The sequence below is a fragment of the Vibrio aerogenes genome (assembly GCF_024346755.1).
Taxonomy (GTDB): domain Bacteria; phylum Pseudomonadota; class Gammaproteobacteria; order Enterobacterales; family Vibrionaceae; genus Vibrio; species Vibrio aerogenes.
This window is the reverse complement of sequence record NZ_AP024861.1, coordinates 3,729,032-3,742,637: the sequence shown is the minus strand read 5'-3', so window position 1 is coordinate 3,742,637 and position 13,606 is coordinate 3,729,032. Positions and strand designations below refer to the sequence as shown.

Here is a 13,606-nt window from a genome sequence, read left to right as displayed (position 1 = left end):
ATTATTCCGTTCTAAGTCATTTTCTGATCTGGATATATCTGGTTCCGCAAACCGCTCAAGCCCTCCCTTTTCGTTGATAAGAAAGGCGCTTTAACAAGGGCATTCATGCCCTTGTATGTTTGTTCCACCAGACACATCCAGATGCTCAGTTTATTTTCCAGATTTTTATTATTATCTTCATCAATAAATGATGAAAACTTTACTGTTGCCATCACATGGATTGGATGAGGTTGATAAATATGAAAATTAATCTTCATGAATATTTTGGACTGTCATCATAATAAGCTGAAATACCCTTTGAATTGCGTGAATAAATGACGTTTATTAAATATGCATTTATTTTTATATTAATTTATTCACCAATGAATGATCAGTTTGCCGCAGATTCAGAGCGGGTCATTGATCATCCGGGGGGCTTTCATGAAAACAATCCAACCCACGCTGCTTGCGGTGATGATTTGCAGTGTGATGAGCGGCTGTGTTTCTGCGCAGAAGCTGACATCATCTGACGCATCACAGCATTCATCAGTCCGGCTGAATCAGGTCGGTTACCAGATTAATGCCCGGAAACGGGCGACCGTCGCCACAGATATACAAACACCGCTGACCTGGCACTTGCTGGATGCGCAGGGTCATGCGATTGCGGAAGGTAAAACAACACCATTTGGTTTGAATGTGGCTTCGGGTGAGCTGGTGCAAATTGCCGATTTCAGCCGGGTGTATACACCGGAGAAAGGCCTTGTGCTTGAAGTGAACGGAGAGAAAAGTCATCCGTTTGATATCCGCGATGATATTTATCAGACGATGAAGTATGACGCTTTATCTTTTTTCTATCAGCAGCGCAGCGGGATTGAGATTAAACAGCAATATGTTCAGCGACCGGACTTAGCGCGTCCGGCAGGTCACCCGCATGAAGTCGTGAGTTGCTTTGCCCAGACAGACGCCAGAGGCAATTCGTGGCCGGGGTGTGATTTCTCTCTCGATGTGACGGGCGGCTGGTACGATGCCGGGGATCACGGAAAGTATGTGGTGAATGGCGGGATTTCAGCCTGGACGCTGATGAACTTTTACGAGCGGGAAAAGTTGTTTAATCCGCAGAAAAGTGCGTTTGCTGATGGCAAAGTGAAGATTCCGGAACAGGGCAATCACGACAACGATTTGCTGGATGAAGCGCGCTGGGAGATGGATTTTATGCTGGCGATGCAAGTGCCGGAGCATAAGAAAGTACATGTTCCGGTCGGTGATCAGTCCGGTCACTTGTCGGCACTGAAACTGACAGAAATTGATGCAGGCGGCATGGTGTTCCATAAAATCGCTGATGCGTCGTGGACGGGGGTTCCGCTGCCACCCTATGAAGATACACAACCGCGGGTATTGAGTTATCCGACCACGGCGGCGACCCTGAATCTGGCGGCCACCGCGGCACAGTGTGCCCGGGTCTGGCAGGTGGTTGATCCGGATTATTCGGCGACATGTCTGACCGCTGCTGAAAGCGCATGGCAGGCTGCAAAACGTCATCAGGATGTGTATGCCTATGATAATTTCACCGGATCCGGCCCGTACGATGACCGGCAGCTGGGAGATGAGTTTTACTGGGCAGCCGCAGAGTTGTACACCACCACCGGGAAAGCAGAATATAAAGCGGCGATTGAGCAGTCGGCTTACCGGTTCAGCAGTCCGGCTGGTGATGTGGCGGCAACCGGCGATCTGACCTGGGCGGATGTGGCCAGTGCGGGAACCATCACACTGGCGACTGTGCCGAATCATCTGGGGAAAGAGCAGGTCAGAGAGGCCCGGTCAAACCTGATCAAAACGGCTGATGTGTATCAGCAAAGCGTCGAAAAACAGGGGTATCTGCTGCCTTATCTGGCGGTTGAGTATCCATGGGGTTCGAACTCGTTTGTGGTGAACCGGGGGATTTTCCTTGGCGTAGCCTACGATCTGACGGGGAAGCCGAAGTATCTGCAGGCGATGTCAGATGCGATGGATTATATTCTGGGACGTAACCCGATGGATCAGTCTTATGTCACCGGGTATGGCAGTTATCCGCTTATGAATCCGCACCATCGTTACTGGGGTCACTCGCGGGATGCATCCCTGCCGGTCGCGCCTCCGGGTGTGCTTTCCGGAGGGCCGGACTCGATTGACTTCAGTGATCCGGTTGCTGAGACCATGAAAGGAAAATGCACCGGACAGGCTTGCTGGGTCGATGATATCGGCGCGTGGACGCTCAATGAAGTGACGGTCAACTGGAATGCACCGTTCTTCTGGGTGGTCAGTTACCTGGATGAGAAAGCGGCCGAGTGAGCTGAAGCGTCATCACGCTGATGACCAGAAATGAAAAAGAGCAGCCTTTGTGCTGCTCTTTTTCCTGATGAGTTCTTTTGATGATGGGTGATGTCTTGCTGTTTCGTCAGTCAGCGCATCGTCTGTCAAATGAATCACCTGTCAAAGTATCGCCTGTCATACTATTCTAAGTCATTTTCTGATCTGGATATATCTGGTTCCGCAAACCGCTCAAGCCATCCCTTTTTGTTGATAAGAAAGGCGCTTAAACAAGGGCATCCATGCCCTAATGCCGATCACTTTAGACTTTAATCGTCGATCAGTTGAATGATCCTGACAGTATGTAAAAATCCGGTAGACACTGTTTACCGGATTCTTTTATGCACGTTTCTCAAGCGCTCGACATCATCAATCACTGGAAACCCAACCAAGTAGAAACTCTGGCTGACTTACTGCCAACAGAACTCATTGAAGAGGCTTACCAACTCACCGATACAGTTACCCTCAGAAAACGAAAACTCACTCTGGAGTCAATGGCATGGCTGCTCGTTGGGATGGCAATATATAATGATAAGTCGATGGCTGACATCGTCAATATGCTCGACATTGTTGATCGAACCGGTAAACCCTTTGTTGCCCCCAGTGCATTAACGAGGAGAAGAAAAGATCTTGGAGAATCTGCCGCCAAAGCTCTGTTTGAATGTACTCAAAAACACTGGACTGACTGCGCTAACTTTCCTGACTGGAATGGTCTGACCCTTTTAGGGGTGGACGGTGTAATATGGCGAACGGAGGATTCTGAAGAAAACGCTCAGGCTTTTGCCAAGCCGACTTACCGGGATGGACAGGAAATGCAATATCCTCAGGTTCGCATGGTCTGTCAGATGGAGCTCAGCAGTCATCTGATTACAGGGAGTGCCTTCGACTCTTATGCTGTCAATGAAATGAAGCTGGCTGAGCAGTTAATCGAAAGCACACCGGACAACAGCTTAACGCTCTTCGATAAAGGCTTTCACTCTCTTGGTCTGTTACATCAATGGAATGCCACAGGAACAAACAGGCACTGGCTTATCCCTTTAAAAAAAGGGCTTAAGTATCAAGTTGCTCAGTCTTTAGGCCGACACGATAAACTGGTTAAACTGAAAAGTAACCCAAAATCCCGTAAGCTCTGGCCTGAGCTTGCACATGAGGTCACCGTCCGTTTAATCACGAGAGTAAAAGACGGTAAGCAATATGATGTCTTAACCTCCATGACGGATCCAATGTTATACCCAAAATCAGATATTGTTGGTCTGTATGAATACCGATGGGAAATAGAGCTTGGCTACCGGGAGCAAAAGCAATATATGCTGGGTAACAGACTCACGCTTCGCAGTCGGTTGCCCGAACTCGTTAGGCAAGAGCTATGGGGTATTCTGCTGACTTACAATCTCGTGAGATACCAAATGGTGCAAATGTGCATGAATCTGAAAGGAGACTACTTACCTTATCAGTTGAGCTTCAACGGCGCTTTAGCCCATATAATGCGCTTATTAGTTGGGCTCCCTTATTCATCTCCAGGCGCTATCCCGGGGCAGTTGAAAAACTTCTACTCAATATGTGAAAGCTTAATCCTGGAGCCCCGAAGACAGAGATCCTTCCCCAGAGTTGTTAAGCCCAAGCCATGTAAATATCCCAGAAAAAGCAGGGCCGCTCACGTTAAGTGAACGGCATTAGCATCCATGCCCTTGTATGTTTGCTCCACCAAACACATCCAGATGATCAGTTTATTTTCCAGATTGGTATCAAAGCATCATCGGGGCTACGGAAACCAGCAGTGCGAGTGCCATCACGTAATTGAAACAGGTCATATGACCGGGAGATTTCAGCAGGCGGCGGATTTGCTTGCCTGCCAGTACCCAGGCGGCAACGGAAGGGAGTGTTGCGATAAAAAATGCAGCGGTAATCCAGCCCAGTCCATCCCAGCTGGCTGAGGGGTTATACAGGCTGATTGCAGTCAGTGCCATGGTCCATCCTTTCGGGTTCACCCATTGAAACATCGCGGCAGAAAAGAAAGTCATCGGCTGGTAATCGGCCTGTTCAATATGGGGACGGCTGGTGGCGATCCGGTATGCGAGATAACACAGATAAGCCATACAGAGAATATTCAGTGACTGGTGGAGCCAGGGCAGTGTATTAAAAATACCGGTCATGCCCAGTCCGACCAACATCAGCATCACACTGAAACCAATGGCAACACCAAGCATGTGTGGCATGCTGCGGAAAAATCCTGCATGAACGCCGGATGTCATCAACATGGTGTTGTTCGGGCCGGGTGTAAAGGTTGCAACAAAAGCAAAGAGAAACAAGGGTGTAAAATATTCAGGCATGGTTTATCTCCTGTACGACAGCTTGGTTATATCCTCTCTGGATCACGGCGCAATTTCATGCTTTTATTGTGTAGATAAAGGCTTTTTTCACAAGGATTGATATATATGGACAGGCTGGATGAAAGAATATTGCGTGAACTGACGCGAAACGGCAGAATCTCCAATGTTGAGCTTTCTGAATGTGTGGGTTTATCCCCCTCAGCGACCCTGCGCCGGGTTCAGGAGCTGGAACGCAATGGTACGATTAAAGGCTACCGGGCAGTGCTGGATAAACAGAAGCTGAATGTCGGGTTTATTGCGTATGTTTCCATCGGACTTTCTGATCACAGTACCCGTTCACAGCATTTGTTTGAGGCACAGATTCTTTTAGCGGATGAGGTGACGGAGTGCCACAATATTACCGGCTCAAAGGAATATTTGCTCAGAATAGAGACACAGGATCTGGCAGCTTATAAGCGTTTTCACTCGGATGTTTTAGGTGAATTACCGCAGGTGAATTCGATTACAACCATGGTCGTGATGGAATCGCCCAAGGATGAAAGGTAAATCTGGTGTTAAATTTATCAAATGAAAAACAGTGAAATATCATATAAAACCAGTTCATCATAATTTATTTATATAACCTTATTGGTGTGGTTTGTTTATAGTCTGACTGCATTATAATGAGGGTTGTTTTTATGTTTTTTATTTTATTCACAGCGTCTCTCATATTATCCGCTTACCTGAAATAAAACTTTACATAACAGAACACCGGAGAATAGTCTTTTTTCCCGCTTATTTATCATTTCACATGATTTTATTCCATTCAAAAAATAGCTAATTTTATTAACATTGATTAAGAGATAATAAAATGAATTGTATGAATCAATTATCCCTGGCCACTGTGCTGGCGGGCGTTTTTTCTTTGGCTCAGGCTCAGCCTGTCAGTATCCGGATAGAGCCGGTCAATCAAAAAAATAATGGTGCTGAAGTCAGGGTTAAAATAACAAACCTGAGTCAGAATGAGTTGAAAATACTGAACTGGTATCTGGCCGGAGATGCTGAATTACAGAGTGATATTTTTTCGGTTTTCCTCGATGGTCAGGCCGTTGATTATTCAGGGCCTATCGCAAAAAGAGGTTTACCTGAAGAAAGAGATTATATTCATTTGGCACCTTCTGCTTCGGTGATCCAGACTGTCGATTTATCGGCATATTATGATATGACTCAGGCTGGCATATATCATATTCAATATCATGTGAATGTGCCGGGAGTGATTCAGGAAGTTTCAGCACTGAAAACAAAAATAAAACAGAATGCCGATGAAGAGTTAGTCTCTAATGATTTATCGTTCTGGATGGACGGGATTGATTTGCCATATAACGTTTTGAGCAAACTGAATACATCAGCATTAAATATTAATCAGGGGCTTTCTTATCTTGGAAACTGTTCCAACAGCCAGAAAGTGATAATTCAGGATGCGTTGGTCACAGCACGTCAAATGGGCCGGGAGTCGGGCAGTTATTTAGATCAAAACTGGCAGCCAGATAAGGCTGGTATCCGTTATAAAACCTGGTTTGGTGATTATTCTGCAACCCGCTTTGCCAAAGTCGCAGACCATTTTCATTTGTTGTCTGATGCGCTGAATTATAAGCACCTGACAATAGATTGCTTTTGTAAAGAAAAGTTACTGAGAACCTATGCTTATGTGTACAGAAACCAGCCATATCATATCCATTTATGTCAGGCATTCTGGTCAGCACCTTTAACTGGCCATGATTCCCGATCCGGGACAATGATTCATGAAATGAGTCATTTTACGGTAAATGGCGGAACGTATGATTATGCTTATGGGCATTACCGGGCGAAACGGCTTGCGGTGCTCGATCCAGATAAAGCAATCATGAATGCTGATAATCACGAATACTTTTCTGAAAACACACCGGCCTTGAAATAAATCGTTTTTTATGTGAATTGTATGAATATTTATCAATTAATGTAAGCGGTTTCATTTGAATTTTTTAATTATTGTATAAGTATATTTTAATTAACTGAATATCAGGTCTTTCATTGGGTATTTTATTCTGTAAATATTAATTCTGAATCGTATTATCAGTAAATTATATTATTTTAATTCAATGATTCTATATAATGTTATTATTCTTGTATTATTGAAGATAATATTATCTATAGTTTATTCTGTTTTTAAAAGGGGCTAATTATTTTATGTCGCTCAAATAAACCTGAGTGGCTTAAAATATTTCTTTACAAAGAGATTGGATAAGAAATAGTCTTTTTTATGAATTTTATTCCTTTCATATAATTCAATTTATTATTCAGGTAATAACCTAATTCATATAAAAATTAATAAGAGATAAATAGTAATGAACAACATCAAAAAATTAGTACTCGCTACTGCACTGGGGAGTATATCGTCGTTGGCATTTGCTCATTCTTTGGAAGTTACAATTACACCAGCAGATCAGTCATTCGATAAAAACAGTGACGTGAAGGTTAATCTGACAATCACAAATACAAGTCAGGATGATGTCAAAGTTTTAAGCTGGTATCTGATCAATGATGCAAAATTACAGAATAATGCGTTTGATGTGACCGTTGATGGGGACGCAGTCGCTTATACCGGGCCTGTTGTAAAACGTCCTGCACCTCAGGAAGACGATTATATTCAGCTGGCCGCGGGTGAAACGATCACTCAGTCATTTGATTTATCTTCATTTTATGACATGACCCAGACGGGGACATATAGCGTTCAGTATGATGTTGATGCCTTTGGATTAATCAAACAAACTTCCGGCGCACGTTCAAAAGCAAAAGAAGGTTTGCAAAAATTAGAATCAAACAACGTCTCGTTCTGGGTGGATGGGCCAGGCCCGAAGACAGAGCTGTTGAGTAAAATTCAGACGGCTAAAGCGGCCAGTGCGAAATTCAGCCTGAATTTCACCGGTAACTGCTCAAACAGCAAAAAATCGACGCTGAGCAATGCTGTGAAAGCCGCTCAGGAGATAAGCTATGATGCGGCACTTCACCTTTATGATTACTGGTATAAAGGCGATCAGTCTGCCCGGTATAAAACCTGGTTTGGTGCTTATACCAAAGCCCGTTATACAAAAGTGACTGATCATTTCTATAAAATTCATGATGCCTATACAAAAAGTGCGGTCACGATGGATTGCTACTGTGATCCACAATTATATGATGCGTATGCATACGTGTATCCGAATCAGCCTTACCATATCCACATTTGTAATGCGTTCTGGGGTTCTCCGACCAAGGGCACGGATTCACAATCAGGCACACTTGTTCATGAAATGAGCCACTTTACCGTCAATGGCGGCACAGATGATTACGTCTATGGTATGTCTGCTGTAAGAAGTCTGGCAGCCAGTTCACCGGATAAAGCTGTGATGAATGCTGATACACATGAGTACTTTGCTGAGAATCCATTCAATCAGTAATTGTTCAGCGTCAACCGATATATTGATACAGACACCACCTGATGCAGGTGGTGTCTTTTTTTAGAGGTAAGTCCTGAAATGAATGTTTGATGTTGCTGTTGTTTCGTTTATCCGGATAATTTGGTTTATCAGAACAAATTGTTTTATATGAATAAACTGTTTTATAAGAACAAACCGTTTTATAAGAACAATGGATCTTATAAGAGCAATGGATCATTTCAACTTTTCGCACGAGCGGATGATACAGGAACCTTCATGAATACAGTCTATCTTGTCATTGCTTTACTGGCTGGCGCTGGTATGTCAGTTCAGGCCGCGGTGAACAGCCGTTTGAGCAGTGGTCTTGGCGATCAACCCGTTGTCGCTGCGCTGATTTCATTTGCGGTTGGCTCTGTTTGTCTGGCGGTCATTGCCGGGTTTCTTTCAGACTGGCATCAGGTGACGAATGGTTTGGGGCAGCAACCATTGTGGCGTTGGTTTGGCGGGGCTATCGGCGCCGGCATCGTGTTTACTTCGGTCTTACTGGCGCAGAAGCTGGGTGTTGCGAACACCATGTTTCTTTTTATTGTGGGTCAGATGATCACCGGTATGGCGATCGATCATTTTGGCTTAATTCAAATGTCTGTCAGGCCGGCGCACTGGTGGAAGTTTGCCGGGATGGGACTGATGGTCTGCGGATTGGTCCTGTTTACATTCGGACATCGCTGGTTCGGGGAATAGTTGAGAAAATAAGGTATAGTCCTGCCTGTGCAATCGTTCTGAAAGCCAAGCCGTTCTGAAAAACTGGCAGTTCTTAAAAACCAGACAGCTCTTAAAAACAGGCGGTTCTTCAAAACAGGCGGTTCTTAAAAACAAGCAGCAGCTCACTTCGCTGCGTTCCCTCTTGCCGGTGCTTCATCTGCTTTTCCCCGGGCTTCGAGAATCTGTATGAAATTCCCTTCCAGCCATGTGATGAGTTCTGCTATCCGGGAGCCAAACTCAGCGCCCAGTGGGGTCAGGTGATATTCCACATGTGGCGGCACGACCGGGTGAACCGTCCGTTCAACAAACCCATCATATTCAAGGTGTTGTAGTGTTTGTGACAGCATTTTTTCACTGATGCCGCGAATGGTGCGGCGAATGTCACTGAAGCGATGTTTTTCCCCGTCGCGTAGTGCCCAGAAAACCAGAGCCCCCCAACGCCCGCTGATATGGCGGAGAACTTCGCGGGAAGGGCATTCCGGCGCAAGCACGTTTGCGCCCCCCATGTGTGCCATCATCTGAATCTGCTCTTTTGTACTGTTTTTTGAATTTATTTCCATACTTACTTTTTGGTTAGTACTTACATTTGGTAAGTATGAAGCTTACTATAATCCGGACAATTAACCAACAGCATCGTTTCTGGCAGAGACATTTTCTGGCAGAAGATGAAAGGAGAAAGTGATGTATTTAGTAACAGGTGCCTCAGGCCAGCTTGGTCGTTTGATTGTTCAATCATTACAGGATAAAGGTGTACCGGCGAATCAGATTGTTGCCGCTGTACGTTCACCAGAGAAAGTACAGGATTTGGCAGATGCCGGTATTGTGGTTCGTCAGGCTGACTATAATGACACCGCATCTCTGGCGGCAGCATTTGCTGGTGTGAACAAAGTTGTGCTGGTGTCTTCCAGCGAAGTAGGGCAGCGGGCTCCTCAGCATAAGAATATCATTGACGCAGCAAAAGAAGCGGGTGTAGAGCTGCTGGCTTATACCAGTTTACTGAAATCAGATGCTTCGCTGATGATGTTAGCCGATGAGCATAATGCAACAGAAGCGATGCTGGCAGAGTCCGGCATTCCTTATGTATTGCTGCGTAACAGCTGGTATCTGGAAAACTACACCGGCACTGCGGCGATGGCGGTTGAGCATGGTGCAGTATTAGGTTGTGCCGGTGACGGTAAATATGCGATGGCAAGCCGGGCCGATTATGCTGAGGCTGCTGCCGTTGTGATGACGACAGAAGGCCATGCCGGAAAAGTGTATGAGCTGGCTGGTGATGAAGCAGTAACACTGGCTGAATACGCGGCGGCTGTGGCGGAAGTCTACGGTAAACCTGTGGTTTATCAGGAACTGCCAGAGCAGGAGTATGTGAAAGTACTGACAGAGATGGGCCTGCCGGAAGGATTTGCTCAGGTGTTGGCGAACTCTGATATTGGTGCATCAAAAGGTGCGTTGTTTGATGACAGTAAAACGCTGTCAGGGTTGATTGGTCATCCGACCACATCGTTAAAAGATGCTTTAAAAGCCGCATTGGCCTGAGTGTCGCGGGTTGAACGCATACAGCCCGAATCCGTGCGGGCTGTATGCTCTGGAAGTCAAGCGCCTCATGGCTAACCGGCTTTCAGGATCGCTGATTCAATCTGATGAAATTGCTTTTCTGCGGCGCTTCGCCATGGATGATACAGTTGTTTGAAAACCCCTTCAGAACGGATTGAGGGCCAGTCTGGATCAAGGTCTGTGACGGGCAGACCCGGATCTGTTCTCAATAAATAAACCCAGTCATTAAATAAGCGGATAAACGCTGACAGTGAAGGCAGATGGTCTGCTGATTCCGGTGCCCAGGTCGCAATAAACCGCTCATGAGCCTGACGAATATGTACCAAATCCCAGGCGGTGGTAATGATTTTCTTTCGCTTGCTCTCCGGCACAATTTTCGCCTGAAAAATATTCAGTGACGCTAATTCTTCATCACTCAGAATATGACCGATAAGTTCTGCTGCATCAATATCGCCCGGAGCAATCCAGAGCCGGTTATCGAGTGCTGAAAAACCACCCCACTGAAGCCGGGTTTCAAACTGATAGCGTAATGATTTAGGCAAGCTGGCAGCATAATTTAAAAGTGTCCATTGATCCTGGTGTCTGCCAAATGGATAGGCTGAAAAAATCCGGTTTCTGCCGCGTGACAGCAGAGCTTCTCCTGATTCAGTCAGACTAAATGCGCTGATGCGTCCGATGCGTTCCCGGCTGAGGAGGTTACGTTTTACCATGCGGTTGATGGTAATTCTGAGGGTGCTTTCCTGAATCTCTGCATCTTCAAGTGCTGCGAGAATAATTCGGGTCTGGAGCGCGTGACGTGTGGGATGATCATAGACAAACAGGGCAAATAAAGTCAGCAAAAGACTCTGGGTACTACCGTAATCATCATGTTGTTTCTCTTCCGTTACCATGAGAACCTCTCTTTGACATGTAACACTTTTTTGAATATAGTAAAAAAATGTATCATTAAACAATTCAGATAAGAATGCTTTTGTTCCGGTAAATTACATCAAAGTCCCGGCATGCTCACCAGGAGAAAGAAGAAAATGATTAAAATGATTGCTGCTGTAGCCCGTAAACCGGGGATGACCCGGAGTGAATTTTTTGCATATATTCAACATGTGCATGGTCGTATCACGACTGATAATCCACTGACTATTCGCAAATATGTTCAGAACCATGTCGAAGATTCAGCATTTGGAACAACAGCTGAGCGGACTCATTCCCTGCTACCGGTGCGGGACTCTGTGACTGAGTTAAGTTTTGATGATGCCGGTGCGATGCAGGACACTTTTTCCGACGAGTACGTGAAAACCGTTGTTGGTCCGGATGGACAGAATTTCAGTGATGAAAAGAATTCTTTAAGTGTGGTGGTTAAAGATGTCGAGCAGGATGTGCTTCAGCCAGCCAGCGGGTGTGGCGGTAAAGTCATGCACTTTTTACGTGCGGCTGATGGACTGGATCTGGAGACATTCTTTGCGCGCTGGAAAGCGGCGCACCTTGAGGCGTTGGCTTCATGTCCTGAAGCGGCTGCAACGGTTCGTCGTTGCGTGCATCATCATCAGCTCCCGGAGTTTAATGACATGCTGGCTTATTTTGGCGGGCTGGATGTGCCTGTCTATGAAGGCGTTGCCAGCCTTTGGTACGACAATATGAGTTGTACCGGTATGTTCAGGGCTTATGAAAAGGCATTACTGGAAATTAACAGTGATCCGGAGAAAACGTTTTATTGCCCTGAACAATCATTCTTTATGTATGCCCGGGAAATTACGGTGTATGAAGATTATTGATTGGCTGATCCGGCAATCTGACTTCAGAACGCTGTGCCGGAGGTAATTCGGTCAGTCATTTTGTTTAGTTTTGGATCCTTTGGCTTTTATCATTTCTGTCTCCCCCACAGTGATGAGAAAAGCCATTTTTTTATTGCGTTATCGATAAAGCCTGGTTTTTAAGTACGGCATGGACAGGGGAAGTTCATGAAAAGCAAGTGTATAAACAGCAGGTTTATGAACGGAGCGATGACCTCAAGACTCCCGTGGCGCAGAAAGCTGCCACATACGGGCAATATTTTCAGCGGTGTCAGTCAGATTAGCGGCGGCGGTGGTTAACGCCTGAGATAAGCTGACCGGACCGGGTACAATGGTAAATACCGCATCAATGCCGTGCTGGTAAACCGCTTGGTAATTTTTTCCGGTGCAGCCTGCCAGCGCAATGACCGGCAGATGATACTGTTTCGCGATTGAGGCAACACCAACCGGGGTTTTTCCGTGAATGGTCTGGTGGTCAATTCGTCCTTCTCCCGTTACGACCAGATCGGCATCTGCAAGATGTTCAGATAACCGGACGGTTGTGGTAATAATCCCGGTGCCCGGTTTTAATATGGCTGGTGTATATGCCAGCAAAGCTGCGCCCATACCGCCTGCAGCACCGGCTCCCGGTTGGTTGATGACGGGCTTACCGGTCAGTTGTTCTGTCAGACGGCCAAACTGTAATAGCCCGCGTTCTAACCAATCGATGTCCGCTTCCGTTGCGCCTTTCTGCGGACCATAAATTGCGGTCGCGCCATATTCACCACAAAGTGGATTATCCACATCACAGGCCACCTGGATGTCACAATGCCTGAGCCGGGGATCAAAACCGGAGATATCAATATGGGTCAGCGTTGCCAGATCCTGACCCGAAGGGCGGAAAATTTCTTTGTCATCACTGAAAAAACGGGCGCCCAGCGCAGACAGCATCCCGGCACCGCCATCATTGGTGGCACTGCCACCCAGCCCGATAATGAAACGGCTGGCATCATGATCCAGCGCATGAAGAATCAGTTGTCCGGTTCCGTAGCTGGTAGTGCGCTTCGGGTCGCGTTGTTCCCGGGGAACCAAATGCAGGCCACTGGCCTGTGCCATCTCAACGACGGCAGTCTGCTGGTCGCCCAGCAAACCATAAAAGGCATCAGTCTGTTCACCCAACGGGCTGGTGACCCGGGTGTGAACTATCTGACCTTGTGTGGCATCAACCAGCGCCTGCACCGTGCCTTCTCCGCCATCTGCGACGGGTATACAGACAAATTCTGCCTCCGGCCAGACTCTTACCATACCGGTACGAATAGCTTCACAGACTTGCTGTGCACTGAGACTTTCTTTAAATGAATCAGGGGCGATGACGACTTTCATAATATTCTCCGGATGATGTTAAGGCGATTGTATACCCAAACCCTTGAAAAAT

12 protein-coding genes are annotated in these 13,606 nt (G+C 46.3%); 8 read left to right on the top strand and 4 right to left on the bottom strand.

The window, feature by feature from the left end:
* Window positions 1–420: 420 nt before the first annotated feature.
* On the top strand, window positions 421–2,307 hold the full coding sequence (locus tag OCV29_RS16745) for a glycoside hydrolase family 9 protein (RefSeq protein ID WP_217653345.1): 1,887 nt from the start codon (window positions 421–423) through the stop codon (window positions 2,305–2,307).
* A 359-nt stretch (window positions 2,308–2,666) separates the two neighbouring features.
* On the top strand, window positions 2,667–3,992 hold the full coding sequence (locus OCV29_RS16740; RefSeq protein WP_261887323.1) for an IS4 family transposase: 1,326 nt from the start codon (window positions 2,667–2,669) through the stop codon (window positions 3,990–3,992).
* Between the two features lie 78 nt (window positions 3,993–4,070).
* On the opposite strand, the gene OCV29_RS16735 is transcribed toward OCV29_RS16740, so the two are convergent.
* Complete coding sequence (locus OCV29_RS16735; RefSeq protein WP_073604271.1) at window positions 4,071–4,655, bottom strand: LysE family translocator; 585 nt, start codon at window positions 4,653–4,655, stop codon at window positions 4,071–4,073.
* Between the two features lie 105 nt (window positions 4,656–4,760).
* Between OCV29_RS16735 and OCV29_RS16730 the strand changes: the two genes are divergently transcribed.
* From OCV29_RS16730 to OCV29_RS16715, 4 genes are all read left to right on the top strand, one after another.
* Window positions 4,761–5,201, top strand: a complete 441-nt coding sequence (locus OCV29_RS16730) for an Lrp/AsnC family transcriptional regulator (RefSeq protein ID WP_073604270.1) — start codon at window positions 4,761–4,763, stop codon at window positions 5,199–5,201.
* Between the two features lie 313 nt (window positions 5,202–5,514).
* Window positions 5,515–6,591 carry a M35 family metallo-endopeptidase gene (locus OCV29_RS16725; protein WP_175561550.1) on the top strand — a complete coding sequence of 359 codons (1,077 nt, stop codon included), beginning with the start codon at window positions 5,515–5,517 and terminating at the stop codon, window positions 6,589–6,591.
* Between the two features lie 427 nt (window positions 6,592–7,018).
* On the top strand, window positions 7,019–8,110 hold the full coding sequence (locus OCV29_RS16720) for a M35 family metallo-endopeptidase (protein WP_073604268.1): 1,092 nt from the start codon (window positions 7,019–7,021) through the stop codon (window positions 8,108–8,110).
* Between the two features lie 255 nt (window positions 8,111–8,365).
* Complete coding sequence (locus OCV29_RS16715) at window positions 8,366–8,830, top strand: DMT family transporter (RefSeq protein ID WP_073604284.1); 465 nt, start codon at window positions 8,366–8,368, stop codon at window positions 8,828–8,830.
* Window positions 8,831–8,973: 143 nt separating this feature from the next.
* On the opposite strand, the gene OCV29_RS16710 is transcribed toward OCV29_RS16715, so the two are convergent.
* A complete protein-coding gene (locus OCV29_RS16710; protein WP_084193357.1) occupies window positions 8,974–9,411 on the bottom strand; it encodes a winged helix-turn-helix transcriptional regulator in 438 nt (145 codons plus the stop codon).
* Window positions 9,412–9,532: 121 nt separating this feature from the next.
* Here OCV29_RS16710 and OCV29_RS16705 point away from each other — a divergent pair, with 121 nt between their 5' ends.
* Entirely contained in the window at window positions 9,533–10,387 is an 855-nt protein-coding gene (locus tag OCV29_RS16705; protein WP_073604267.1) for an SDR family oxidoreductase, read from the top strand.
* 71 nt (window positions 10,388–10,458) lie between these two features.
* Here the strand turns inward: OCV29_RS16705 and OCV29_RS16700 are convergent, their stop codons facing one another.
* Window positions 10,459–11,295 (bottom strand): PaaX family transcriptional regulator C-terminal domain-containing protein, encoded by an 837-nt coding sequence (locus tag OCV29_RS16700; RefSeq protein ID WP_139281605.1) that lies wholly within the window; start codon window positions 11,293–11,295, stop codon window positions 10,459–10,461.
* 135 nt (window positions 11,296–11,430) lie between these two features.
* Here OCV29_RS16700 and OCV29_RS16695 point away from each other — a divergent pair, with 135 nt between their 5' ends.
* Window positions 11,431–12,174: an EthD domain-containing protein gene (locus OCV29_RS16695; RefSeq protein ID WP_073604265.1), complete on the top strand. Its 744-nt coding sequence runs from the start codon at window positions 11,431–11,433 to the stop codon at window positions 12,172–12,174.
* Between the two features lie 234 nt (window positions 12,175–12,408).
* Here the strand turns inward: OCV29_RS16695 and OCV29_RS16690 are convergent, their stop codons facing one another.
* Complete coding sequence (locus tag OCV29_RS16690; RefSeq protein ID WP_073604264.1) at window positions 12,409–13,554, bottom strand: glycerate kinase; 1,146 nt, start codon at window positions 13,552–13,554, stop codon at window positions 12,409–12,411.
* Window positions 13,555–13,606 lie beyond the last annotated feature (52 nt).